The organism is Trichocoleus sp. DQ-A2, from assembly GCF_039961915.1.
Lineage (GTDB): Bacteria > Cyanobacteriota > Cyanobacteriia > Cyanobacteriales > FACHB-T130 > FACHB-T130.
On sequence record NZ_JAMPKD010000003.1, the window covers coordinates 212,854 to 236,728 of the forward strand.

General features: G+C 45.7%; 16 protein-coding genes, 1 tRNA gene and 1 CRISPR repeat array. Of the genes, 8 read left to right on the forward strand and 9 right to left on the reverse strand.

All coding sequences use genetic code 11. From position 1 onward, the window contains the following. Nucleotides 1-230: 230 nt before the first annotated feature. The gene (locus NC997_RS03790; RefSeq protein WP_190528965.1) at nucleotides 231-2,378 is read right to left on the reverse strand and encodes an RtcB family protein; all 2,148 of its coding nucleotides are present in this window, start codon (nucleotides 2,376-2,378) and stop codon (nucleotides 231-233) included. 253 nt (nucleotides 2,379-2,631) lie between these two features. On the opposite strand from NC997_RS03790, the gene NC997_RS03795 reads away from it, so the two are divergent. The 3 genes from NC997_RS03795 to NC997_RS03805 all read left to right on the forward strand — a co-directional run bounded on the left by NC997_RS03795 (nucleotide 2,632) and on the right by NC997_RS03805 (nucleotide 4,443). Beyond that, on the forward strand, nucleotides 2,632-3,537 hold the full coding sequence (locus NC997_RS03795; protein ID WP_190528967.1) for a class I SAM-dependent methyltransferase: 906 nt from the start codon (nucleotides 2,632-2,634) through the stop codon (nucleotides 3,535-3,537). Beyond that, a complete protein-coding gene (locus NC997_RS03800) occupies nucleotides 3,534-4,256 on the forward strand; it encodes an HAD family phosphatase (RefSeq protein WP_190528969.1) in 723 nt (240 codons plus the stop codon). The genes NC997_RS03795 and NC997_RS03800 overlap by 4 nt, the downstream gene beginning before the upstream one ends. A 114-nt stretch (nucleotides 4,257-4,370) precedes the next feature. After that, nucleotides 4,371-4,443 (forward strand) — tRNA-Ala (locus NC997_RS03805). A gap of 319 nt (nucleotides 4,444-4,762) precedes the next feature. Further along, nucleotides 4,763-5,167: a CRISPR direct-repeat array (repeat unit 37 nt; unit sequence CTTTCAACCCACCCCAAGGCGGGAGGGTTGATGAAAC). Between the two features lie 593 nt (nucleotides 5,168-5,760). On the opposite strand, the gene cas12k is transcribed toward NC997_RS03805, so the two are convergent. The 4 genes from cas12k to NC997_RS03825 all read right to left on the reverse strand — a co-directional run bounded on the left by cas12k (nucleotide 5,761) and on the right by NC997_RS03825 (nucleotide 10,655). Beyond that, the gene (gene cas12k, locus NC997_RS03810) at nucleotides 5,761-7,689 is read right to left on the reverse strand and encodes a type V CRISPR-associated protein Cas12k (RefSeq protein WP_190528971.1); all 1,929 of its coding nucleotides are present in this window, start codon (nucleotides 7,687-7,689) and stop codon (nucleotides 5,761-5,763) included. A 108-nt stretch (nucleotides 7,690-7,797) separates the two neighbouring features. Continuing rightward, on the reverse strand, nucleotides 7,798-9,723 hold the full coding sequence (locus NC997_RS03815) for a DUF262 domain-containing protein (protein WP_190528973.1): 1,926 nt from the start codon (nucleotides 9,721-9,723) through the stop codon (nucleotides 7,798-7,800). A 48-nt stretch (nucleotides 9,724-9,771) separates the two neighbouring features. Continuing rightward, the gene (locus NC997_RS03820) at nucleotides 9,772-10,080 is read right to left on the reverse strand and encodes a helix-turn-helix domain-containing protein (RefSeq protein ID WP_190528975.1); all 309 of its coding nucleotides are present in this window, start codon (nucleotides 10,078-10,080) and stop codon (nucleotides 9,772-9,774) included. Beyond that, a complete protein-coding gene (locus tag NC997_RS03825) occupies nucleotides 10,077-10,655 on the reverse strand; it encodes a hypothetical protein (RefSeq protein ID WP_199306254.1) in 579 nt (192 codons plus the stop codon). The genes NC997_RS03820 and NC997_RS03825 overlap by 4 nt, the downstream gene beginning before the upstream one ends. A 137-nt stretch (nucleotides 10,656-10,792) precedes the next feature. Here NC997_RS03825 and NC997_RS03830 point away from each other — a divergent pair, with 137 nt between their 5' ends. The 4 genes from NC997_RS03830 (at nucleotide 10,793) to NC997_RS03845 (ending at nucleotide 17,814) form a co-directional block, all read left to right on the forward strand. Further along, complete coding sequence (locus NC997_RS03830) at nucleotides 10,793-11,260, forward strand: plasmid partition protein ParG (RefSeq protein WP_242031445.1); 468 nt, start codon at nucleotides 10,793-10,795, stop codon at nucleotides 11,258-11,260. 201 nt (nucleotides 11,261-11,461) lie between these two features. Continuing rightward, nucleotides 11,462-12,832 carry a P-loop NTPase fold protein gene (locus NC997_RS03835; protein ID WP_190528979.1) on the forward strand — a complete coding sequence of 457 codons (1,371 nt, stop codon included), beginning with the start codon at nucleotides 11,462-11,464 and terminating at the stop codon, nucleotides 12,830-12,832. After that, a complete protein-coding gene (locus tag NC997_RS03840; protein WP_190528981.1) occupies nucleotides 12,829-17,541 on the forward strand; it encodes a hypothetical protein in 4,713 nt (1,570 codons plus the stop codon). The genes NC997_RS03835 and NC997_RS03840 overlap by 4 nt, the downstream gene beginning before the upstream one ends. Nucleotides 17,542-17,646: 105 nt before the next feature. After that, nucleotides 17,647-17,814 carry a hypothetical protein gene (locus NC997_RS03845; protein WP_190528983.1) on the forward strand — a complete coding sequence of 56 codons (168 nt, stop codon included), beginning with the start codon at nucleotides 17,647-17,649 and terminating at the stop codon, nucleotides 17,812-17,814. Nucleotides 17,815-17,866: 52 nt separating this feature from the next. Here NC997_RS03845 and NC997_RS03850 read toward each other — a convergent pair whose 3' ends face one another. Further along, the gene (locus NC997_RS03850) at nucleotides 17,867-18,346 is read right to left on the reverse strand and encodes a MerR family transcriptional regulator (protein ID WP_206753369.1); all 480 of its coding nucleotides are present in this window, start codon (nucleotides 18,344-18,346) and stop codon (nucleotides 17,867-17,869) included. A 319-nt stretch (nucleotides 18,347-18,665) separates the two neighbouring features. Here NC997_RS03850 and NC997_RS03855 point away from each other — a divergent pair, with 319 nt between their 5' ends. Next, nucleotides 18,666-18,935 (forward strand): hypothetical protein, encoded by a 270-nt coding sequence (locus NC997_RS03855; protein WP_190528987.1) that lies wholly within the window; start codon nucleotides 18,666-18,668, stop codon nucleotides 18,933-18,935. A 71-nt stretch (nucleotides 18,936-19,006) separates the two neighbouring features. Here NC997_RS03855 and NC997_RS03860 read toward each other — a convergent pair whose 3' ends face one another. Genes NC997_RS03860 through NC997_RS03870 form a run of 3 tightly spaced genes read right to left on the reverse strand, consistent with a single transcriptional unit; the run spans nucleotide 19,007 to nucleotide 23,852 of the window. After that, nucleotides 19,007-20,368 carry a restriction endonuclease subunit S gene (locus tag NC997_RS03860; protein ID WP_190528989.1) on the reverse strand — a complete coding sequence of 454 codons (1,362 nt, stop codon included), beginning with the start codon at nucleotides 20,366-20,368 and terminating at the stop codon, nucleotides 19,007-19,009. A gap of 16 nt (nucleotides 20,369-20,384) precedes the next feature. Next, nucleotides 20,385-22,076, reverse strand: a complete 1,692-nt coding sequence (locus NC997_RS03865) for a class I SAM-dependent DNA methyltransferase (protein ID WP_190528990.1) — start codon at nucleotides 22,074-22,076, stop codon at nucleotides 20,385-20,387. Nucleotides 22,077-22,079: 3 nt separating this feature from the next. Continuing rightward, nucleotides 22,080-23,852, reverse strand: a complete 1,773-nt coding sequence (locus NC997_RS03870) for a hypothetical protein (protein ID WP_190528992.1) — start codon at nucleotides 23,850-23,852, stop codon at nucleotides 22,080-22,082. Nucleotides 23,853-23,875 lie beyond the last annotated feature (23 nt).

Here is a 23,875-nt window from a genome sequence, read left to right on the forward strand (position 1 = left end):
AAATTTATTGAACAGATGGTAGAAGAGGAAGAATAGGCAAGGGTTTCAGCAAGTTCTCCTGGGTACTTTTATCGATGAGAAGTACCATAAGCGATCGCTTGTGTCAGAAATTCTTACTAATCCGTGGAAGATTATCCAACTACATTTTAAGTTAATTAAACTCTGCGTTATCCTCTGCATACCTTTGCGTTAAAAAACAAAAAAGGTGGGCATCGCCCACCCTACATAAATTAACCCTTAATACAGACAACCTGCTTCAACGTCGCCACAACTTCAACGAGATCCGCTTGATTAGCCATAACTTGCTCGATCGGTTTATAAGCGCCAGGAATTTCATCCAAAACGCCCTCATCCTTGCGGCACTCTACACCATTTGTTTGCTGAATCAAATCATCCAATGTGTAGACATTCTTTGCCTTATTTCGAGACATCAAACGTCCAGCGCCGTGACTGCAAGAACAGTAGCTTTCAGCATTACCTTTACCCTTAACAATGAAGGATTTTGCCCCCATTGAACCGGGAATAATGCCGTAGTCTTCTTCACGTGCCCGGACTGCACCTTTGCGAGTGACATACACATCTTCGCCAAAATGAACTTCTTTTTCGGCGTAGTTGTGGTGACAGTTCACTGACAGCAGCGGCTTTGTTTGTTTACCCCCAGCGAGATGCTTTTCTACAATCCGCTTGAAACGCGCCATCATCACGTCACGGTTGAAACGGGCGTAGTCTTGCGCCCACTGTAGATCGTGCCAGTAGGTGGCAAATTCAGGCGTACCAGCGACAAAGTAAGCTAAGTCTGGATCGGGTAAGCGATCGCCTGCTAGTTTCGCGAGTTCTTTAGCCGTGCCAATATGGTTTTGTGCCAGCATATTGCCGATGTTGCGCGAACCAGAGTGCAGCATTAACCAGACAGAGTTCTCCGTATCTAAGCAAACTTCAATAAAATGATTCCCACCACCGAGAGAACCCATCTGCTTCATGGCTTTACTTTCTAGGCGCTTGACTCCTGAATGTAATTCCTTGAAATCTCGCCAACCTTGCCAGTTAAGGACTGCTTTTTCAACATCTTTGTTTTCATTGAAACCAACCGGAATCGCTGCTTCTAAATCCAGACGAATTTGCTTTAGCTTACCCTCCAATTGTTCGGCAGTAAAGGGTGTTTTAATTGCCATCATCCCGCAGTTGTGGACAAAAACGCCAGCACTTAGGGCAAAGTTACCATATTCTGGCACTGTCAAGCAGTAAACATCTTCTCTTTCTGCCAAGGGAATAATTTCGACTACTTTATGGTTGTAGCCGTGTTGATTCTTTCTGTGATTATGAAGCCCGATTGGACTTTTGACTTCATCTCCACAAGTTTCACAGATGTAAATCCGATTAGCAATTTCCTTGCTCTTGTATCTTCCCTTTTCGCTGGTGTTGTATTGAATTAAAAACTGCCTTCCTCTGGCCCCATTTCCCGATACGGATGCCCTGAAATGTTCTGGACGTTCCTGCATATATTGAAGAATATGTTTCGTCCCTCTTTCAGAATAATATCTGTATCCATCCGGAGTAGTGGCTTTAGCCGCGATCGCTTGCTTTCTTTTTTCCTCAAACTCTAAGGATTGCCAATGGGTATTCTTCTCTACTAATGAGCGGTGATAGGCAGAATGATCTTTATCACCCATGAACTCTAGATTTTCTGGACGATTGTCAGCTTGCTCAAAGTTCTTGTGGTGAATAACAGTTTTCTGACCGTTAAATGAAGGAACTTTCCCTAATAACCCAGACCGAGCAATAACCCAGTGCGCTTTTTGCCATCTACCTGAATAGGGTTGCTGGATTAAAATATATCCATCTTTATCTACTTGGGAATAAAAAGGCATCAACGAAGCACCAGCTTTGAGGTCGCCAGCTTCCTGATAAGTGCCGTTTCTGAGCATGAATTGATGGTCAGGGGTACATTTGATTTCCTCTCCGTTGTCGAGAACTACCTTTAAGAGTTCTGCATTACGACGAGTTAGCTTAGCCGTAGCCTTCGCGGCTACAATTCTTTGAGTCTCGGTGCAGGAATAGACAACAAACTCTTGCTGAGCTTTGGCTAGTTCTCCGATTGGGTAGGATTTACCATCAGCTAAAGGAACCAGAGTGTCACCAGTAAAGCAACCAATATCCACACCGACAGCAGCTGGCATAATTGCTTCTTTAGTCGCCACAACAGAACCTACCAAGGCACCTTTGCCAAGGTGAACGTCTGGCATCAGCGCTACGTGTTTGAATACAAATGGCAGGGAGGCAACATTCTTTGCCATCTTGGTTTCATCGGAACCAAGGGCATGATTTGCCCAAGATAGCACTGGCACTGGGGTTGAAATTTCTAGCTTTTCGTATGGCATAAACGTTTGCCGCTGATATTTGATATTAAAGATCCGTGACGCTGCAAGCCTACTATCGGTCGCGATCGCAATCTGCGCTGAGGTAGCTCTGGCAATAATACTTTATGTATTACTTTTATAATACATAAAGGAGTGCGGGTTTGTCATCTCCCAAAGACATCCGCAGGAAGAGTTTCTGCGTTATAAATAGCATTAAGATTTGTAAAGAGGAGAACGCTCCTCAGGTAATCTACAACAACGCAGATAAAATCCTATGGCGGTTGGCAAGAACTCAATCTATGAGCGCTTCTTAGCACCTGTGGTTCGGCTGTTGATTGATGAAGAGAAGCTGCGGAGTTTCTATGAGAGTGTGGATTGGGAGCAAGAGGGCGATCGCTTCCGTAAACCCAATCTTTCCTATCCTTCCTACTACAGTAGCCAAAACTTCCACGGCATTGAGCGCGGTTATCTCAACTCCGGTGCGGCAGTTTCCTACGACCCGATTACCCAGTACGCCTTGCCTCCCAACGAAACTTGGGTACGCCAAAGCTTAATTAATGCGATTGGAGGGCAACCGCGACGGATTTTAGACTTAGGCTGCGGTACCGGCTCTACAACGCTGATGTTAAAGCAAGCGTTCCCGCAAGCGGAAGTCATTGGTCTAGACTTGTCGCCTTATATGCTGGTGATGGCTGACTACAAAGCCAAAAAAGCACAGCTAAACATCCAATTTTTGCACGGGAATGCTGAAGAAACTGGCTTTCCTGATGCGTCCTTTGACCTGGTAACAGCTTCTTTGTTGTTTCACGAGACACCACCTCCGATATCTCGCGCCATCTTGCGGGAAAGCTTCCGCCTGCTAAAGGCTGGGGGAGAGGTGTTGATTCTCGATGGCAATCAGAAAACGATTCGCCAAGTAGATTGGCTAAGTGATATTTTTGAGGAGCCGTACATCAGAGCTTACGCCGGTGATAGCGTAGATGCCTGGATGGGAACAGCAGGATTTGAAGCGGTGCAAACTCAGGATGTGTTGTGGATACACCAAGTCACTAGAGGCATCAAACCCATCCCAGTTCAAAATCCTGGCTCGGTATCAACATCCCGTATAGCGACCAGTAGCACGGCAGATAATCAGGATTTGGAGGGCTTTGGTGCCCCAGCTTTTGGCACAACGGCATGACTTTGAAGGCAGTTTTGTTTGACTTTAACGGTGTCATTATTAACGATGAGGCAATTCACCGCGAACTAATTGATGAAGTTCTAATTTCAGAGAATCTGCGGTTTAAACCAACAGATTACCGGCAATTTTGTTTAGGCAGGAGCGATCGCGCCTGTCTAAATCAGCTGCTGAAAAATCGTGGTAGGTTTGTCACCGAAAACTATTTAACCGAATTGGTGAACCGCAAGGCGCAAGCCTACCAGCAACGCTTAAAGGCGCTGGAAAAGCTACCTATTTATCCAGGCTTGGAAGACTTCATTAACCGATTGCGGATGCGAGAATTGAAACTGGGTGTAGTCAGTGGCTCCATCCATTCTGAGGTACAACTGGTATTAACTCGCACCGGGGTGGCTGAGTTCTTTAGCGTCATTGTTGCTGGTGACGACATCAGCGCGAGTTCGCCAGAACCCGATGGATATCTTCTGGCAGTGGAACGCCTCAATCAGCAATATCCTCATCTCAACCTACTGCCATCGGAGTGTCTGGCGATTGAAGATACCCTAGCCGGAATTCAAGCTGCAAAGATTGCTGGTGTGCCAGTAGTGGGAGTAGCGCATACTTACCCGTTTCATATGCTGCAACGCTGGGCTAACTGGGCTGTTGATGAGTTTTCTGACTTAGAATTAGAGCGGGTGGAACAAGTCTATTCTCGAAGTACACCCCAGCCAACGATCGGATAAACCACTGACTCTGTACGGATAACGCGATAGTTAGTTGTTTCTGGCTGGATGTTAGAATATTTTAGAATATTGAAGTTCAATAGCTCATAGCTTATGGCTATTAGCTCACAGCTTGGGGAATTAGCTCAGTTGGTAGAGCGCTGCGATCGCACCGCAGAGGTCAGGGATTCGAGTTCCCTATTCTCCATTAACATTAGCAAGTGTCGATTGATGTACGTTCGCAAATTAAATGTCGCGATTTGCAGATTAATGTCGTTTTTCGCACAATCATGTCGTTATTGGCAGTTTGATGTCGCTTTCCCCCCTTGAGCATCTGTTCGCAAATTATTGTCGTTGTTGATTGTGAACAGTCGGTTTGTGCGATCGCAGCGCTCCTTTCAACCCTCCCATTGTTAAATTTGTGGTGATTCTAGATCATAGTTTCTAAATAGGCTTTTCAACTCTCTCTACTAGAGGAGGCTTGATGCAACTCCCTTTTGTAGTAACTATGATTTTGTCATACCTTCCTGTCAACCCACCCCAAGGCGGGAGGTTGATGAAACACGACGATGGCAACCTCTAAGAAGAAAGCAGCAGCAACCTTTCAACCCACCCCAAGGCGGGAGGGTTGATGAAACACAGTTCGTATCTGTAGGCAAATTCCAAGCAGTCCAGCTTTCAACCCACCCCAAGGCGGGAGGGTTGATGAAACCTTTCTGATGACGAAGTTTGTTTCGTAATTTCGCCAACTTTCAACCCACCCCAAGGCGGGAGGGTTGATGAAACTTGAATCTTGCAGAAAAGAAAGTTGTTTCATGTGGCTTTCAACCCACCCCAAGGCGGGAGGGTTGATGAAACATCTGATGTGCTTATCAGCCGCCTCGAAGGACAATTACTTTCAACCCACCCCAAGGCGGGAGGGTTGATGAAACCGCGCCCGATGGAACCCTTGTCTAAACAAGCTGACAAATACATTTTTGTCGGCTGATTTTAAATTGCTCATTTCAGCTCTTTCCCAAAGAGAAGGATTACTGCCGTGAACGTCTAAAATCAAGACTGGACAGGAGTTTTGAACTTCTGACGGCTACTCAAGGATTTTGACCCCACTTTCAGCCGTCAGAAAAAAATTAGGGAGGGCTCCCCCGAAGGGGACGAGTTCGGAGCCACCACTGCGGTAATCCGCACCCTTATTAACAACGGTGAGTAATCTGCACCTTTGTTAACAAGGGCTAGGGCTTTGGGAAAATTTACCTTCTCCTTCAGCCTCACCTCATTTTGCTGGGAGCGCACCTTTCCTGTATAATATATACTCCAGTATTCATACACGGGAATTTCCCGACCTATGAAGAAGGTATTCATAGGGGCAGCATCATGGGCGGGTAGCTACCAGGGTTCAGAAAGTAGGACTGTCTTCCGACAGTCAAACAAACCCTAACTTAACACTGTACAGAGGTAATAAGCATGTACAAGCGGCGCTATTAATCTCTTATTATATTTATATTGTCAAGGTTCAAAATCGGTTGACCTAGCTAGCTGATACTTTACGATTTTCACAAGCAGCTAGGACTAAATTCCTGGCTTTCTCTTGAGGATTGTCCCCATGCGGTTGCTGTGCTTTTTCTGTGGCAATCCCAGCTCTATGGGCTTTAACCTGAATACACTCAGCTAACCTGTTATAACTCCAACGGTGAATGCTGGCTCGATAATCCTTGGCGTAGCAATCTTGAATCTCTTGATAGCCGGGAAATCTTTGTTCGGCTCTGGCTTTCACTTCACTCTCAGCCGCTTCCCGGATATTTCTCAAGTCAGGTAGGACAATACTGCTAGCTCGATACTGTGAAGCCACTTCCACAATCGCTTTTGCCAGCAACCTATCTACATACTCCCCTTGCCTCGATTCTCCAAAGTTACAAGGAGCACCATTTTTTTGAGCTTTGTGGTGTTCGTAGCTGTTGAGGCGTTGTTGCTCTCGCCTACGTTTGAGTTGCTCATACTGAGTTTTTTTCTTCTTAGTTTTCCCTTCCTTGATGGGCTTGCTCAGTAATTGCTTAACATCGCGATATGCCAGAACTTTGCCAGTCTCGATGTTGACAACCGCAACCGTTGCCGGTTTAGTTCTTCCGAAGCTAACCCCAATGACAATTGAGGGATTGCCCTTGTAGCCTGCTTGACTGGGGCGGGAGAAGCCATCAAAGGTTTTGAGTAGCTTTAGAGAAGTTTCATGGGCTGCCAGCTTGTTACTCCGACTGCCTTTTGCTTTCATACTGTCGATAATTTTTTGCGTCTTCGCAATTTTCTCGGCACGTACCTCCTCGGTTCCCTCCGCCGTCCACAAACGAGTTTCAACAGAGCAGTGAAGCAACAGTCGATGCACTTGCCAGGGTTCGCCTTTGCCTTCAACTTCTTGCCAAACTAATCGAGCAGAACGTAAAGTCAGCAATCCAGCAGGAACCTGCTCCTTGTTCTGGGTAAAAATTTTGTAGTCTTGAGCAAGGCGTTCAAACCAATGTAGTTGGCGCTGATCGCAGAAAACCTCAAAAGTATGCTTGCTGATGCCTTTGCCATTGAAACTAACGCAGATGCGTTTGTGTTCATTTCTCGACCATCGCAAGTCGGTGCTGGTTTCGTAGGATATCGAGAAGGGAACTGAGCTTTGTTTTCTGGTAAGACTGGCTTGCACTTCTCTGAATTTCTCGTCATCGAGGATTAGTTCCTGCGCTTGTTCCAGGGCTTCCAGCCACTCTTGGTCAGATAGATTTCTTCCCTTGGGAAGACGGCTCTTGAGCTGTTCGTCGAGGCGGTCGATTTCAATTTCCTTCTTGCGCCGCCGCAGTTGATAAGCTTCGGGGTCTTCTTCTACTTCCCTAACCTCGCAATTATTTTTCAATAAATAGGCGATCGCACAGCGTTGCTGAGGGGCTTTAGCTTTGTCGTAGGCTTGGAAAAGGCTGTTGAATAAGGCTTTTGAATTATCCTTAGGAGCTTGGTCTGATTTTTCTTCTTGATTGCGCTCTAACTCAGCCTTCTTCTTGGTGAGGATTTTCGCGGCTTGAACACGTAGCATTTCTAAACTACAACCGCTTTCTTGTTCTAGTTCCAAATCACTTCTGAGTGTAGAGAACCAGCGTTGTTTTCTCTGGAGACGAAACCTCCGTTTTTCTTGTAGAGCGAACCAGGATTTGTAAATGTATTTGACTAAGTTCTCAGCAGCGTTGGCGAAACGACCTGGCATATCCTGGAAGCGAGATTCAGTTCTGAGATTTTTGCAGAGTCCTTCGATAACGTCGGCTGTAATGTTTCCTTCTTGCAACCAGTTATCTAAATCAGGGTGAGTATTAATCTGCTTCAGGAGTTCATTGACCAGAAGGGTGTTTTTCTCTGCCATTAGGCTCCAGAGATGGCGCAGGGAGTCTTCAGCCGCTTTGAGCTGACATTGAACTGTAATGATGCTCATGGCTTGAGAAAACTAAGAGGGTTTAATTGAGAAGCTCAATGGAAACAGGTGTACTACATAACCCCAGACAAAAACAGTTGTTCTAATTACAAGAGGTGACAGCCGCGATTACCTCCCAGCTTGATAATCGGTAAATATCTTTGGATGAAACCCATTACCATTGCCATTTTTCAGCAAAGACTCTCCAACCAAACCCTTACCCATTGCCCGACCCATTTTCGATAACAGTGCCTGCGTTCTTGCCTCAAAAAATGCATCAAAATCATCGTTGTGCAATGTTGTTGGTTCAATCAGGTGCGATCGCAAAATCTCATCAATCCGTTGCCGCGACATCCCTTGTTCTTCTAATTTCGCCAGATATGCTGATGGTGCTTTCCCCCCTAAGAACTTATTCGTCTTCGCCGTTAAGGGAGTCTTGTTAACGATGCTGTTGTAGCGCCAACGGGGAATCTTCTGCTGCTTGCACCACTCCATAGAAAAGATGTGATGGTTCTCAATCCGTTGTTGGAAGTAACGCACTGCCGTAATCGGTTCGCCACTCAAAAAATCCAACGCTCCATCGCGTCGAAGCAAGGCAGTAATTGCTCTATAAGCCGCCCCTTGAGAACTAACCAAATTCTGCAACCGTGCCGCAAACAGTTCAGCTTCCTGAATCGTGGCAGGCACTTCCCCACCATTGAGCCATTGGGGAATTTCAATTAAATCCTTAGCAGCCGTTGATTGCCGCGAACGGGAGTAAATTCCTGATGCTGCCCCGCAGTAAAACCACTGTTCGATGCGTTGCCGTACCCAGTCGAGCTTCAGGGTTTCGCCCAAGATGACAAACAGCGGCACCATCACCACTAATTGCATCGGGTAGGGCAAGTCATCGGCATCAAATATTGCCTGGGTATGGAGAAAGCGAGCAACTGCCTCAAAGCCCTGAGTAGTCGGTTCCACCCAGCGCTGATACTGGGATAAATCCAGACGCAACACATCCTGGTAATTGCACACCACCGCTGGCAGTCGGTCGGTATCGCTACCTTGGTTGAGAGCTTCAGTTCGCCGTTGGTAATTGACCATCAAAGCGATCGCTTGTAGGAAATCCGTCGCCTTGAGCAGCCGCAACACCCGATGCGTCGCCAAACGCTGTTCTCGTTGCGTCCAATCTTGCCGCAAGTCAAACTCACTAGCAGCAAAGGCAGAGGTTAATAAGTCAAAGTGGGTAAGTTCACTCTGCCGCTTGTTGTTTTCCTCAAAAATGTAACAGACAGCTTCTTTGGGCAGTTCACTTTTCAAGACAAACAACCCCATCTGATAATGCTCGAATTTTTTGATGACCGTCGCTTCAAACTGTTCAATGAGAGCTAACTTCTGTCGGTCGTAATTCCAGTATTGGCAGTATTGAGAGCGCCACTGAGAAAAGTTAAATACCTGGGAGACGGGAAATAAGCCCGATTCAAATTCTTTTTCTGGAGTAGAACAATTAAGCGCCGCTTCTCCTAGCCGATGCAGCATTCTGTTAGCGGTTAAGCCAAAGATGGCATCGCGACGGTCAGTATGGGGGTAGTCTAGGGCTTTGAGGATGTCGATGTAGTACCAGCGCTGTAAAGGGGGATAGCGTTTGCCCTGGTCAATCCAAACGGGTTGGTTGGATAGCAAAGACATGAACAGGCTGGTAAGGCGTTGCTGTCCGTCGAGAATCAAGGCGGTAGGCGTCGGCGGCTGGTCGAGGGCCACGCCCTCAACGAGGCGGGGTTTAAACTTTACGTCTGAGTTGCCTTGCTGGAGTAGCATCACAGCACCGACAGGGAAGCCTAAAGAGACACTGGCGAGTACTCTTTCGATGCGCTCTTCGTCCCAGCACCAGGAACGCTGAAAGTCCACGAGCTGTATTTTGCCCTGTTTGATGTCCCGTAGCAGGTCGAGCAGGGGTTCTTTAGTGATATCGAAGGTTGAAATGGAGGTCATGCCCTTGTTCGTGCTAGAAGTCGGCAGCAGCAACGGAGTACTTCTAACCACCCTAAAACGTTCTTCTCTAGACAAGTGAGGCATGAATTGGATTCCTCTCAATCTGATAGGTTTTTGTTAACTTTGTTTAAATCACTCTTGACTATTGAAGGGAGGGCATAAAAGAGCCTTCAACCTGTCGGGAATTTCTTCAAAATGCTCGATAAACAAATCTGCGAGTGCTAGGTAGCGCAGGTGGTATCTAGTAGGTGGTGAAAAGTTGGTTCCTCGCTCAAACCAGCGTTGGACTGTGGCAAGGGAGCATTGACAGATTGCTGCCATTTGCGATCGCGTTATGTTCCACTTGGCTTCAAAGGCACGGGGAGACATCCCTAACTGGCAGGTGGCGTAGAGACGAATTAACTCCAGTTCTCGTTGTCCGAGGGGACGAGGAGATGTCATGAGTTTGTCTCCAACGGCAGAGGTTCGAGGTGTTCTTCCCAGCAGGTATCAGCGACACAGAACTGAGCGCTGGGAGATTCGGAAGCGAGGAGAATTAGATATTTCCACGCCCACTGGTAGCGATGAGGAGCAAAGGCGTAGAACCGCCCAACGACGATGCCCCTATCAGTTTCGTCTGTATCAGATAGGGGTTTCCACCGAAGGCGATCGCCATACAGAAACCTGGGCGTTTCTGCACTATCCGGGAAATTCGCTGGCAGGCTGACGCTTGGAACTGAAGTATTGAAACTAAGCGAAGGTAAGCCAGAAACTGAATTGTCTAATTGGATGGCTTTGATGAAATCAGAAACCAGTTGTTGATTCAGGCTGTTAACGAGTTGACGGATTACTAGGACAGTTAGTGAGTCGAGTTCTCCTTTGCTTAGAGGGGTTGATTGGCTGAGGTGAGTTAGGCGATCGCACAATTCCAGCACACCAAAGTCTTGTAAGGCTTGCTGGTACGCATCAACGCTGGTGATGCCGTCAGGTTGAGTTTGAGGGAAAGACTGTTGCTCTCCTCTTGATGTCAACGTCATAGCCGTTTTTTTTAGGTAATCTGATTTTAGGCACATAGTCACAAAAATGCAAATAAGAGTGACTATGTGCTTATTTAAGATTGGACAGTTATAATCCAGCGATAATTAAGCACAAATAACCTTGTGCTTAATTGGGATTGGCTGAAGATAAATACGTTTCTGTAAGGCTTTACCTACCTAACGAAGAATTTAAGCGGCGCTTTCAGGCAGCTTGCGCTATGCATGGGCGCAAGATGAGTGATGTGGCGGTAGAACTGATTGATGGATGGCTGGGTGAGAATGAATCGCTAGAACAGTTGCGGCAGTCTCAACAAAGAAAGACTCCTGCCAGCACTGATGTAGTTAGTAGTGTGCCAACGATCGCATCTTTAATTGAAGAAACGCTGAGTAACCGTGATTGGGTACTTGGACGACTTGCGGCGGATGCTGAAATGTCTGTGGAACGGATTAATGAGTTACTGGAAGGCGATCGCCCCTCAGATACAGAACTCCAAAAACTTGCACAACGGTTGGTTAAACCGGATGGCGAACCGTGGGAGGAGGGGGAACTGGTTGATATTCGACTGGCTGAGGATTTGAAGCGGAGACGGCAGCAGAAGCGATAGCGAAGCGTTGTTGCGTTAGCTTTCGCGAGGCTAACGCCTCGCGCAGATCGCGCTGATTGTCTCATGCACTCGATGCGTGGTAACACTATTCCACTTCTGGCACTGCCTGAGCTTAACAGAAGCTAACAATCTGCCATCACACCCTGTTGGTAAAGCTATCGTGTCGAATAAGGCTTCAAAAGAAACTAACTGGGAAGTGGCATGGCGGTAGATTTACGAAAATTTTTTCAGGCGACCGACCCCGGTAAGACGCTGTTTGTAGCAAACCCGGAAGACAAGAAGTTATACATTGACTTTTCTTCTGTCCGAGGCGGCAAGATTATCGAGGAACTGAAGGATAACATCACATTTTTCTCGCCCGATGATCCAACGTGTGTTTTGTTTACTGGGCATATTGGTTGTGGCAAATCCACAGAGTTATTGAGGCTCAAGCTCGAATTGGAACTCGATGGGTTCCATGTGGTTTATTTTGAGTCCAGTGAAGACCTGGAAATGGCGGATGTTGATATTGGCGATGTAATGCTTGCGATCGCACGTCGTGTCAGCCAAAGTTTGGACAAAATAACCCTTGAGGAACCCAGAAAGCTAAAGGAGTTGCTGCAAGGCGCAGTCAATGTTTTAAACTCCGAGGTAACGGGGGTGAAACTTAAGCTTCCCGAAATTTCTGGAGTTCCTAAAATTGGTGATATTGGTATCACTTCGGAAAAGGAAAAGCTTTCTATTGCTTTTGGCATTGGCGAAATCACTACTAAGGTGAAAAGTGACTCCAAACTGCGGGAGAAACTCAACCAATATCTGGGACCACAGAAAACTCAGCTTTTGGAAGCGATTAATAAAGAACTGCTAGAACCTGCGATCGCCAAACTGAAACAGCTAGGCAAAAAAGGACTGGTGGTGATTGTGGATAATCTCGATCGCATTGATAATCGCCAAAAGGGTTGGGGGCGTCCGCAACACGAATACCTGTTTGTCGATCAGGGTGAGTGTTTAACTAAGCTGCATTGTCATCTGGTTTATACAATGCCACTGGCGCTGAAGTTCTCCAATGACTATGGGAACCTCACTCAGCGATTCTCAGAAGACCCCAAGGTGTTGCCGATGGTTCCCGTGCAGCTTCAGGATGGTAGCCAGTGTGAGGCGGGGATGGCACTGCTGCGACAGATGGTGCTGGCAAGAGCCTTTCCTGACTTGGACGAAGACAACCGCCTAGACAATATTACTGAGATTTTTGATAGTCCTGAAACCTTAGACCGCCTGTGTTCTGTCAGTGGAGGGCACGTCCGAGATTTGCTGAGGTTGCTCAATACTTGGATTAGAAAGGGAAGACAATTGCCTCTGTCTCGTGAGACTCTCGAAGAGGTCATTCGTTCTCGCCGTAATGAGATGACGATGCCGATCTCTGATAATGAGTGGGAATTGCTGCGGCAGGTTCGGCAACGGAAAAAGGTCAGCGATGACGACGGATACCAGAAGCTCATCCGTAGTCGGTTAGTGTTTGAGTATCGCGACAACGGCGAGTCTTGGTTTGATATCAATCCGATTTTGGCAGAGGCGAGAGAGTTGCAGCCATGAGCGACCCGCACCAACCTAAAGATGTTGCTGCCTACAACGAGGATGAGTTGGAGGGATTGGCTTGGGCGATTGAGGCGTCTGTTGGGCAGTTCAAGCTGTTTTTGGCTCGTTGTAACTATACCAGCTTGCGATCGCAGTTGGTCGAGCGATTGCAAGAACTAACAACCGTCGAAATCCGTATTCTCGAACTGAAGACATCTGAAAAGACCCTCTACGCTAGGATTCAAGCGGAGTTGGACTCAGAACAGCCAGATGCTTTGATGGTCTTCGGCTTGGAATCGGTGGGCGATCTGGATGAGTTGTTGAGCGCAACCAATCAAGTGCGGGAGGAGTTTCGCAAGAATTTCCATTTTCCACTGGTGCTTTGGCTGAATGATGAAGTCCTGAAAAAACTGCTTCAGCTAGCTCCTGATTTCGAGAGTTGGGCAACAACTACGGAGTTTGTAGTTGCCACTGATGAATTAGTAGGCTTCCTCAGAGAAACAGCCGAGCAATTCTTCGAGGTAAATTTTACCGTTACTTTAGAAGATTGTCGTGAAATCAAACTAGCTTGTCAGGATTTACAAACTCGCGAACAAGCATTAGATCTAGAACTCAGAGCAGTTATAGAATCCTTACTAGGGCTTACTGAAGATGCCAATTATGCCAATCGAAATTTAGATATCGCTCTAGAGCATTATCAAAAAGGATTGAAACTTTGGCAGCAGAGTAACAATTTAGAGCGACAGGGAAAATTACTTAAGAACATCGCATTCTGCTATTACCTTAAAGCACTTCGGCATCGAGAAATAGACCACCCGGATTGGCAATCAACTCAGCATTACATTCGGCAATGTCTAGAAGTTCTCGAACAGGCTCATCGTCCAGATTTAGTTGCTAATTCGATTCTGAGCTTAGGCAGAGTTCTGCGACGGTTAGAAGATTGGGAGCAGTTGCAAACTCTTGCTCAGAAAGCTGTGCAACGGCATCTAACTGAAAATAAACCGATAGAACTAGCTCAGGATTATGGCTTTTTGGCTGAGGTAGCTCTAGCGAAAAAACATTGGAATGAGGCGAAAGAGTTTGCTCAAAAGGCATTAGATGTTTTCTCCGTAGTTCCAAGTTTTCAATCAACTAGTAGTCCAGGAGTTGTATATGACTTACCAGATATATCGGTAATCTCCTACGATCCAAGCCGCTATCATTTTATTCTGGCGCAGTCACAGCAACATCTAGACCAACCTCAAGAGGCTATCCGTAACTTAGAAGTAGCTAAGGAAGTGGGTAGTCCTGAACATGATACCCAACTATATCTCGACATCCTATGCTGTTTGCAGAAACTCTATTTTGAGCAAAAGGAATATTCCGAAGCATTTGAAATCAAGCTAGAACAGCGCTCGATTGAGCAGCAGTATGGATTTCGGGCGTTTGTTGGTGCGGGATCGATACAACCACAACGAAAGGCAAAATTCGCACTGACGCAAGTTAAAAGTCAGGAGACGATTGCCCCAGAGATTACTGCTTCCGGTCGGCAGTTGGATGTGGAGCGCTTGATGGAGCGGATTGGTCGAAATGACTGCAAACTGATCGTAATTCATGGGCAGTCTGGGGTGGGGAAAAGTTCGCTGGTAAATGGGGGATTGTTACCAACACTTAAACAGAAAGCCATTGGCACGCAAGATGTTCTGCCCCTGTCGATGCGCGTTTACACTAGCTGGATTGCGGAATTGGGGCGGTTGTTGGCAGAGGCACTCGTAGAGAAGAAAATACAGTCCACCACGTCACTGGATTCAGTGGCAGCTATTCTGGAGCAGTTGCGTCAAAATGAAGCGCGTAATCTGCGGACAGTGCTGATTTTTGATCAGTTTGAAGAATTCTTCTTTGTCTACACCGACTCAGTCCAAAGACGTGAATTTTTTGAGTTTCTGGGAGACTGCCTCAACATTCTAGCCGTGAAGGTGATTTTGTCGTTGCGAGAAGATTATATACATTATTTGCTAGAGTGCGATCGCCTCGACAGCATGAAGATTATCGGCAATGACATTCTAACTAAAGGTGTCCGCTATCCGTTGGGAAACTTTTCACCCGACGATGCTAAGAGAATCATCAAGCGCTTGACAGAAAATTCTAATTTTCACTTAGAGCCTGCTTTGATTGAAGAACTTATGCGGGATTTAGCAGGTAAGTTAGGGGAAGTGCGCCCGATTGAGTTGCAGGTTGTAGGAGCGCAACTGCAAACGGAGAATATCACTACTCTAGTTCAGTATCGGGAGTGCAATCCACAACCAAAGGAAGAATTAGTCAAGCGCTACCTAGCAGAAGTAGTCAAAGATTGCGGGCAGGAAAACCAGCAGGCGGCTGAGCTGGTCTTGTACTTGCTGACCGATGAAAATAATACTCGTCCGCTTAAGACTCGTGCTGAGCTGGAAGTAGATTTAAAGGTATTAGCAGCAGGTTTAGCAGCAGAAGCTACCAAGTTAAATCTGATTTTAGAGATTTTCAGAAAATCCGGCTTAGTGTTTCTGTTACCAGAATCTCCGGCTGACCGCTATCAACTGGTTCATGATTATTTAGTCTCTTTTATCCGTCAGCAACAGGCACCGGGACTGCTAGCAGAACTAGCACAAGCAAAACAAAAACAGAAATTAACTGAAGCACAACTGAGGCAAGCACTTAGAGAGAAAGAGGAGGCACTGCGTCAAGAACAGCAGGAACGCCAGCGAGCAGCAATCGCTGAGATTGAGGCGCTGAGTTCATTATCCCAAGCGCTGCTTTTATCACACGATCAACTGGGGGCATTAGTAGCAGGTGTCAAGGCAGGCAGAAAATTACAGCAGATAGAAGTGTCATCCGAGAGCAAGACTCTGGCGGCGGGCAAACTATGGCAGGCGGTCTACTCTGTGCAAGAGCGTAATCGCTTTCATGGGCATAGCGATTGGGTCAATAGTGTTAGCTTCAGTCCAGATGGTCAGATGATTGCCTCGGCTAGCAGTGACGGCACAGTGAAACTCTGGCGTCTAGATGGCACTCTGTTGCAAACCTTTCACGGGCATAGCACTTGGGTCAAGAGTATCAGCTTTAGTCCAGATGGTCAGATGATTGCCTCGGCTAGTAAGGACGGCACGGTGAAACTCTGGAATCTTGATGGCACTCAAGTGCAGACCTTTCGGGCGCATAGCGCATTGATCACTAGCGTCAGCTTTAGTCCAGATGGTCAGATGATTGCCTCGGCTAGTAAGGACGGCACAATGAAACTCTGGAATCTTGATGGCACTCAAGTGCGAACCTTTATGGGGCATAGCGGTGAGGTTTGGAGTGTCAGCTTCAATCCGGATGGTCAGACACTTGCTTCGACTAGCGATGACGGCACAGTGAAACTCTGGCGTCTAGATGGCACTCAAGTGCGAACCTTTATGGGACATAGCGGTGAGGTTTGGAGTGTCAGCTTCAATCCGGATGGTCAGACACTTGCCTCGGCTAGCGGTGACGGCACAGTGAAACTCTGGCGTGTAGATGGCACTCTGTTGCAAACCTTTGTGGGACATAACGATGGGGTCAATAGCCTCAGATTCAGTCCGGATAGTCAGACACTTGCCTCGACTAGCGATGACCGTACAGTAAAACTCTGGCGTCTAGATGGCACACTCATGCAAACCTTTGTGGGGCATAGCGGTGGAGTTAGTAGCGTCAACTTCAGTTCCGATGGCAAGATGATTGCCTCGGCAAGTGGTGACGGCACGGTGAAACTCTGGACTCTGGATGGCACTCAAGTGCCAACCTTTCAGGGACATAACAATGGAGCATGGAGTGTCAGCTTCAGCCCGGATGGGCAGATGATTGCCTCAGCTAGCGGTGACGGCACGCTGAAAATATGGTGTCGAGATGGTACTCAAGTCCAAACTTTTGTGGGGCATAGCGATGAGGTCAAAAGCGTTAGCTTCAGTCCCGATGGTCAGATGATTGCCTCGGCTAGCGATGACTGTACGGTGAAACTCTGGTGTACAGATGGCACACTCGTGCAAACCTTTGCAGGACATAGCAATGAGGTCTGGAGTGTCAGCTTCAGTCCCGATGGTCAAACACTTGCCTCGGCTAGCGATGACTGTACGGTGAAACTCTGGCATACAGATGGCACACTCATGCAAACCTTTGTGGGGCATAGCGCTTGGGTTAGTAGTGTCAGCTTCAGTCCCGATGGTCAAACACTTGCCTCAGCTAGCCATGACAACACGGTAAAACTCTGGGGTCTGGATGGCCCACTCATGCAAACTTTTGTGGGGCATAACCGTGAGGTTATGAGCGTCAGCTTCAGTGCCGATGGTCAGATGATTGCCTCGGCTAGCTATGACCGTACAGTGAAACTCTGGCGTAAAGATGGCACACTCGTGCAAACCTTTGTCGGGCATAGCAAGGGAGTCAGTAGTGTCAGCTTCAGTCCAGATGGTCAAACACTTGCCTCGGCTAGCTATGACTGCACAGTGAAACTCTGGGGTCTGGATGGCAGAGAATTGCAAACCTTGGTGGGGCATAGCGCTTGGGTTAGTAGCGTCAGCTTCAGCCCGGATGGTCAGACACTTGCCTCGGCTAGTAAGGACGGTACGGTAATTTTGTGGAATTTGAATCTGGAAGATTTACTGGTACGCGGTTGCAACTGGCTGCGGGATTATCTGAAGACTAATCCAAATGTTAGTGAGAGCGATCGCCATCTCTGTGATGGAATTTGTAATTAGGCGAAGCCTGCCGTAGGCAACGCACCAATCACTCACAACACGCTCCACCCTATCCCAGAAGCGAGCGGGGAGAAACCCTAACACAGTTGACAAAAGCAGTAATTTGTGAATCTAAACTGGGGAGAAGCCGATCGCACCTCTGACATCGAACTCCAAAAACTCGGACAACGGCTGGCTAAACCTAATGGCGAACCGTGGGAGGAGGGGGAACTGGTGGATATTCGACTGGCTGAGGATTTGAAGCGGAGACAACAAAAAAGGCGATCGCGCTAAGTAACTCATGCGATCGCCCAAAAGCAATACAGGTTTTTTACTTCATTAGAGGCTACACAGACGCAACAGGCGTCTTTTTAGAGGATTCCCTAGACTCTAGTGATTGGCGTAACTCAGCCTCATTCTGCACCTCAAGGATTGCCTTACCGATCGGATCAACCGCCTTTAAAACAAGTTGTCCTTTGTTCTTGCCACTCAATTCAATAACTTTTTCACCCAATTCGTCTGCGGTAAACCAGTAAAGCTTGTTGTTACAAAAAATTAAGTATTTACCCAGCAGGGTTGGCTCAAAGTTTTTCTTTCGGAGATACTCAACAACTTTCTTAATCTCCTGCATGGAGAGCTTCTTTCTCAGAGTGGCAATAGTTCTGAGTTCCAAAATTTGATTCAAGCTGTAGAGTACGGTTGGACGATGACCGTTACCACCAAGCTTGGTGGGTTTGACAATACCAGATTTGTCCAGACGGCTTAGCTGCCCTGAACTGAGTTCCGTCAAGTCTAAAGCTTGTTGTCTTGTAAATACTCCTTCCATATCTTGCCACCTGCCTTTCGGCACTAACCTCTGCGTCAGTAATTTAAGACGCAGTTTTCCCTTGTAAGTTCAATATCTCGGTTTTTTATATCTGTAACCATCATATCTGTAATGTGGTTAGCATTATTAGTCTCCTAGTCGGCAATTTAACCGTTACTTTGTTTCGGTTATTGTCAAAACCGAAACAACATAGCTACAATGAAAGCGCCTGGAGTTGCAGCTCTAGGCGCTTTCTTAAAATGCTTGGGGTGTTAACACTTCTTCTGGAAGCCTACCCAAGCATTCTTAAAACGTCAAGGCTTCCAGAAATGGAGAAAATATGATCTTGGTGACTTATGACCTTAATAGTCCCGGACAAAAATACCAAAGGCTCATTCAGGCAATTAAGTCCATAGGACAGTGGTGCAAATGCTTAGAGTCTACTTGGTTGCTGAAAACCAGCCTGACCGCCGAGCAAGTGGCTAGTCGTCTCCGACAGCAGCTTGATAACAATGACCACTTACTGGTTATTGCAGTTAACCCGGATAACATTGGGGGCTGGTTGCCTCAAGAAGCCTGTAACTGGATTAATAGCGATGTGAATCGTTAGCCCGTCAGTAAGCCAGCAGCCCGTAGAGTTAGCCCTTGATTTATCACCAAGGGCTTTCTTGTGTTGGTGTCCTATTCCAACCCTGGCAAAGTTAGCTGGATGGGTTCTGTGTCTTGCTGTTTTGCTTTCGTGCCAAGATATTCAGCAGTATCACCCATCATCTGAGTAGCGGCTTTGGCTTCCGCTTCGGCTTTTGCCTGTTCTGCGCCAATCTCTTCTAATAAGACGGATGCAGGCTCATCATTGGACTCTTGAGGAGTCAGTTCACCCCGAAAGGCACGATGCAGCAGGGTTTGAAATAAATGCTCTGCTTGGCGATCGCCTTCCCGTTGTTGGGCGCGGAGGCGTTCAAATTGCTGGACGATTTGGGCAAATTTTTCTTGAAGAGGGAGGGGCGGAACTGACACAGGTAAATCTTTCACATCTCCTACATTTACCCGTTGAACTGTAGTCCCCATAGAAACCTTTAACAAGTTTTCTTGAGTAGGTGGAGAGTTAAGAAAATGCGTTAAATAAATTGGATTAACTTGGCGTTTATCAGCTCTTAACAGCATCATTCTCTGACCTATTGCATACTTGCGATTATCTGCAATATAAGATGCAACACCAAATGAGCCTTCTCTTGCAAAAACAATATCTCCTTGTTCTGGTTTATTTACATCAGTGAGTTTTTCATACTCTTCTGGTGAAACATAAACTGTATTACCAAACTGAAAAAACCCTGGAACTACATCATTCGTTTTGATTAATGGAATTCCTTCAGGAACATAAGGAGGAGTGTAATGTTTACAGTCAAATATTTTTAAACAGACTTCACTCAAGGTCATCCTTTCAAAGGACGGCTGTTGAGCGCCGAACATCTCCAAGAAGACGGATTGCAGGTAGGTGTCGCCCAGTTGTAGGGCGTAGCGTCGGGTGCGTCGGAGTCTGTCGGCTTTTTGTGCGATCGCAGCAATCCGCTTTTGTTCTACTAGCGACGGCAGAATAACTTTTAGCGATTTAACAGTCTCTTGATTGATACTAGCTTGGTTTGAAATATTTGCTTTTGAAAGTAACTCTTGCCTGCTCATGTCACTAGCAAGGTATTGAACCAGAAACCGAGGTATCACTTTAGTTGTATCAACGCGAAAACGCATCATATTAGACTCATAAACCGTAGGTTCTTCAACCTCACTAACTAATACTGCCTTTCCGACTCCTCCAGGTTTCTTGGAGACGCGATTAATTAAAATATCTCCTCGCAGGACTTCATACTTTTTTTGCTCTTTTTCCGTAATCTGAACTCGTCTAGCTTCACTAAAGTCAGCAGTGAATCCTCGATAAAGGCTTTTGATATCAAGTAACAAAGTACCTGAGCCAATAAATTCTTCAGATTTATAAAGACCGTTAGAAGGTCCAAATGTAATCAAATCTCCGAGTTCATATACATCCATACTGAACACAATCTCTCTATGCTTCTATGTAGCGCATTAACTCCTGCATTTCCTCTTCCATAACATGCTCTAACTTTAGGAACCTCTCCAGCGTCACTGAGGGCGACTCATAATAAGGCTCATCCTGCTCAATCTGACGGTAACGACTCGCTGAAAGGTCGTATTTATTCCCCTTCACCTGCGCCTTCGTCACCCAAAACTGGCGATTCAACTGATTGATTTCCGCTTGCAGGGGTGCCATTTGCTCGTGCAGTTGTGCCAGCCGTTGCCTATCGCCTTCCAAAGCGAGGCGGGTTGGCTCATCATCAGCGGGTGCGATCGCATTCTCAAACGTCAGGCGATTGATTTCCTTGAGCAGTATCAACCGTTCAGCTTTCATCGGTGCAATCTCAGATTTTAACTCACTCAGGCGTTCCGCTCTTTGAGTCGTGAAATCAGGATTAAACCGATTCTTCCAACAGGTGAGAATATCTGGGATATCATTCTCTGCTACAGGTTGCCGCTTATCATCCAGCGAAAACCCATCGTGTTCCATGTCATAGAACCAAATCTTGTCCGTCGTACCGCCACGAGTAAACAGCAGCACCGCCGTCGAAACACCCGCATACGGTTTAAACACCCCAGACGGCATCGACACCACCCCATCCAGGCGATGAGTTTCAATAATCTTCTTGCGAATCTCCTGATGTTGCTTGCTTGAACCAAACAGCACCCCATCCGGCACAATTACCGCACAGCGTCCCCCCATATCCAACACGCGCTCAATCAGGTGCAAAAATAGCAGTTCCGTCTTCTTACACTTCGTTGGCAGGGTGGGGTTAATATCCGATTCATCCATCTTCCCCTTAAACGGAGGATTCATCAGCACCACATCCAAGCTTTTCTCATCCTTGAACGACTTAGACAGGGTATCCATGTAGAAAAAGCGGGGGTGCTTAATTCCGTGCAGCATCAGGTTCATCGAACCAATCCGCAGCATCGTCATGCCAGAATCATTGTCATAGGCAGTAAACGCCTCAGTTTGTAAAAACTCCCGTTCTTCGTCACTGAGTAAATCCCCAATTAACTGCGGTTTCCCCTGCTCATCCGGTTCGCTGTGCTGTTCTAGGATGTACTCATAGGCATTGACCAAAAACCCACAAGTCCCCGCCGCCAAGTCCCCAATTCGTTCCTTCGGTTTGGGGTCAACCATCTGCACCATCATGCGGATAATATGGCGAGGCGTCCGAAACTGTCCGTTACGTCCTGCGGTGTTGAGTTTACTCAGCAGGTACTCGTACAAGTCCCCCTGAACATCCTGATTCTGTCCCGAGATTTTCAGCGCATCAATCAGGTTACAGACTTCTATCAACGTCCCCGGTTTGCTGATTTTAAACTCAGCATTCTGCATATACCGCTCAAAAGAACTCCCTTGAGTTCCCGCCGTCCGCAACCAGGGAAAGACTTCCTCTCGAACGTGCTTCAGCGCCTCGTCTGCTTTAAAGTTAATCCAGTGTGACCAGCGTAATTCTGGCTTAATTTGCGGTTCAAAGGGTTTATTGCGGCGTTTTGCCTGTTTCTCCCGCTGGTTCTCTGCATCATCCAGGCGTTTGAGGAACAGCAGGTAGGAGAATTGTTCAATGGAATCCATCGGGTTGGAGAGTCCCGACGACCATAATCTATCCCAAATTTGGTCAACTTGCGATCGCAGTTCAGGGTCAGTGAGCATTTTTTAGAAGCAAAGAACAGGAAATCTAGTAATTCCGCTAGCTAAGACATCATCAGGATTTATTATCTTATTTTTATGCCGTTCAAGATAATTAATACTTGATTGATACTGTCCTCGAAGACATCCAAATACTATATCTCTTGGATTAGCATCTAACTCAAAGTTGAAAGAAATATTATCTAGGATTAAAATTGATACAGCAAGTAATTTTGCAACATACCATTCAAGATGAATCCATAAATAATTCCCTGATCGCCCAAAACGTCCTGAATGCACGATTCTATTTCTTGTTTGATACAAACGATCTAGTTGGTAATCCAAATTTCGCTTAGAAAGAGTTATCAACTTGTGTAAATCTTCCAATTTTTCCCACTTTTCGTTTATATCGCGATATTGCTTGCATAATAATGGCTCACTCTGCATATCATGATAAGGATCTTCGGATGTGTTTTTCTTACTTCGATCAATAATCCAGCAAATCCAATCACATAAGCCAATAGGATCAAATTCATTGGCTTTGCTGTTATTTTGAGGGGAGTATATTTTTGTCCATTTAATAGCATTCGATGTCGTTCTTATTCGTTGAATTGTAGCATTTACACGCCTGCCTACCGCTCCTAATGCTAACGTGCTAGATACATTTTTTTTAATAGTTAAAATATCTGCTTCATTTGTTCTAAGTCCCATTAGTGATTCTAGAGCTGTCCACAGCAATACATAGGAATTTTCTATAGTTGGTACGCTTAATGCAAGATGATATAAATACAGAGATTCTTCAACTTTTCCTAAAACTTCATCTTCAAAATCTTGGAGCTTTTTGTATTTTTTTAATGATTCTTCCAAGGTATTGATACGCGCTAAGGGAATAATGGGATCTCTATCATCTATAAAATTTAACTGTGACTCTTGGTTAGTGTTTTCATTAAAAAAAGTTACATTTTCCCATATTACTGCATTATCTTTCAAATTTATATCAGCATTTTTTACGTACAGTTTTCTAAAAGCAGTTGTTACTTTATTCCTATAAGCAGAAAAAGCGTCTTTCCCTGAAGCCTTAAAAATATAAGCTGCCCTAGTGTTATCATAATTAGCATCTAGCTGTGCCTTTAACTCAACGTTGAGAGCGTCACTCATTTTTATATAATACTCATAGTTTCTGTCTTGAGCGAATGAGAAAATTTTAGATAACTGTTCAACCAATGTATCAGGACTATCATTTATTAACCCTTTAAAAGAAATTTTTAAGTGAATAAGAGAGTGTTCGCTATGCAAAGCAAATGCTACTAAGATTTTCAAAATGCTATCAATTTTTTGAGACTGAGTATCAAATTTATTACTATATAAATCTATCGCTTTTAATTGTAAAAAAATCAATTCTACGTATTTATTATTTATTGTTGCAATGTACGTCAACGAGATTGATTGCAGTTTTTTTATATCTGTTTCATCTAAATCCTTATTTAAAAAGGGCTGAAAATCATTTTTTATATTTTTAAAATATTTTTCAAGTACAGGATCGTTAATTATTGAAGTTTGAATATTAGTATCCAGACATTCTTCTAATAAAGATTTCAATCTATCTTTAGTTTTGGGTCGTTTTAAGCAAGCTGTTGCAGTATCATATAATTCTTCAAGAAGAATTATTCCATTAGTTATGGGATATCGGTAACTGATAACTTCATAAATATCTACGAGTTGATACAATCGTGTTACCAAATATTTACTTAAACAGGTATGGGATTTATCCCATTCATTAGGTTTTGCTAAAAATTGCATATATAATTCCTTATTTTTTGATT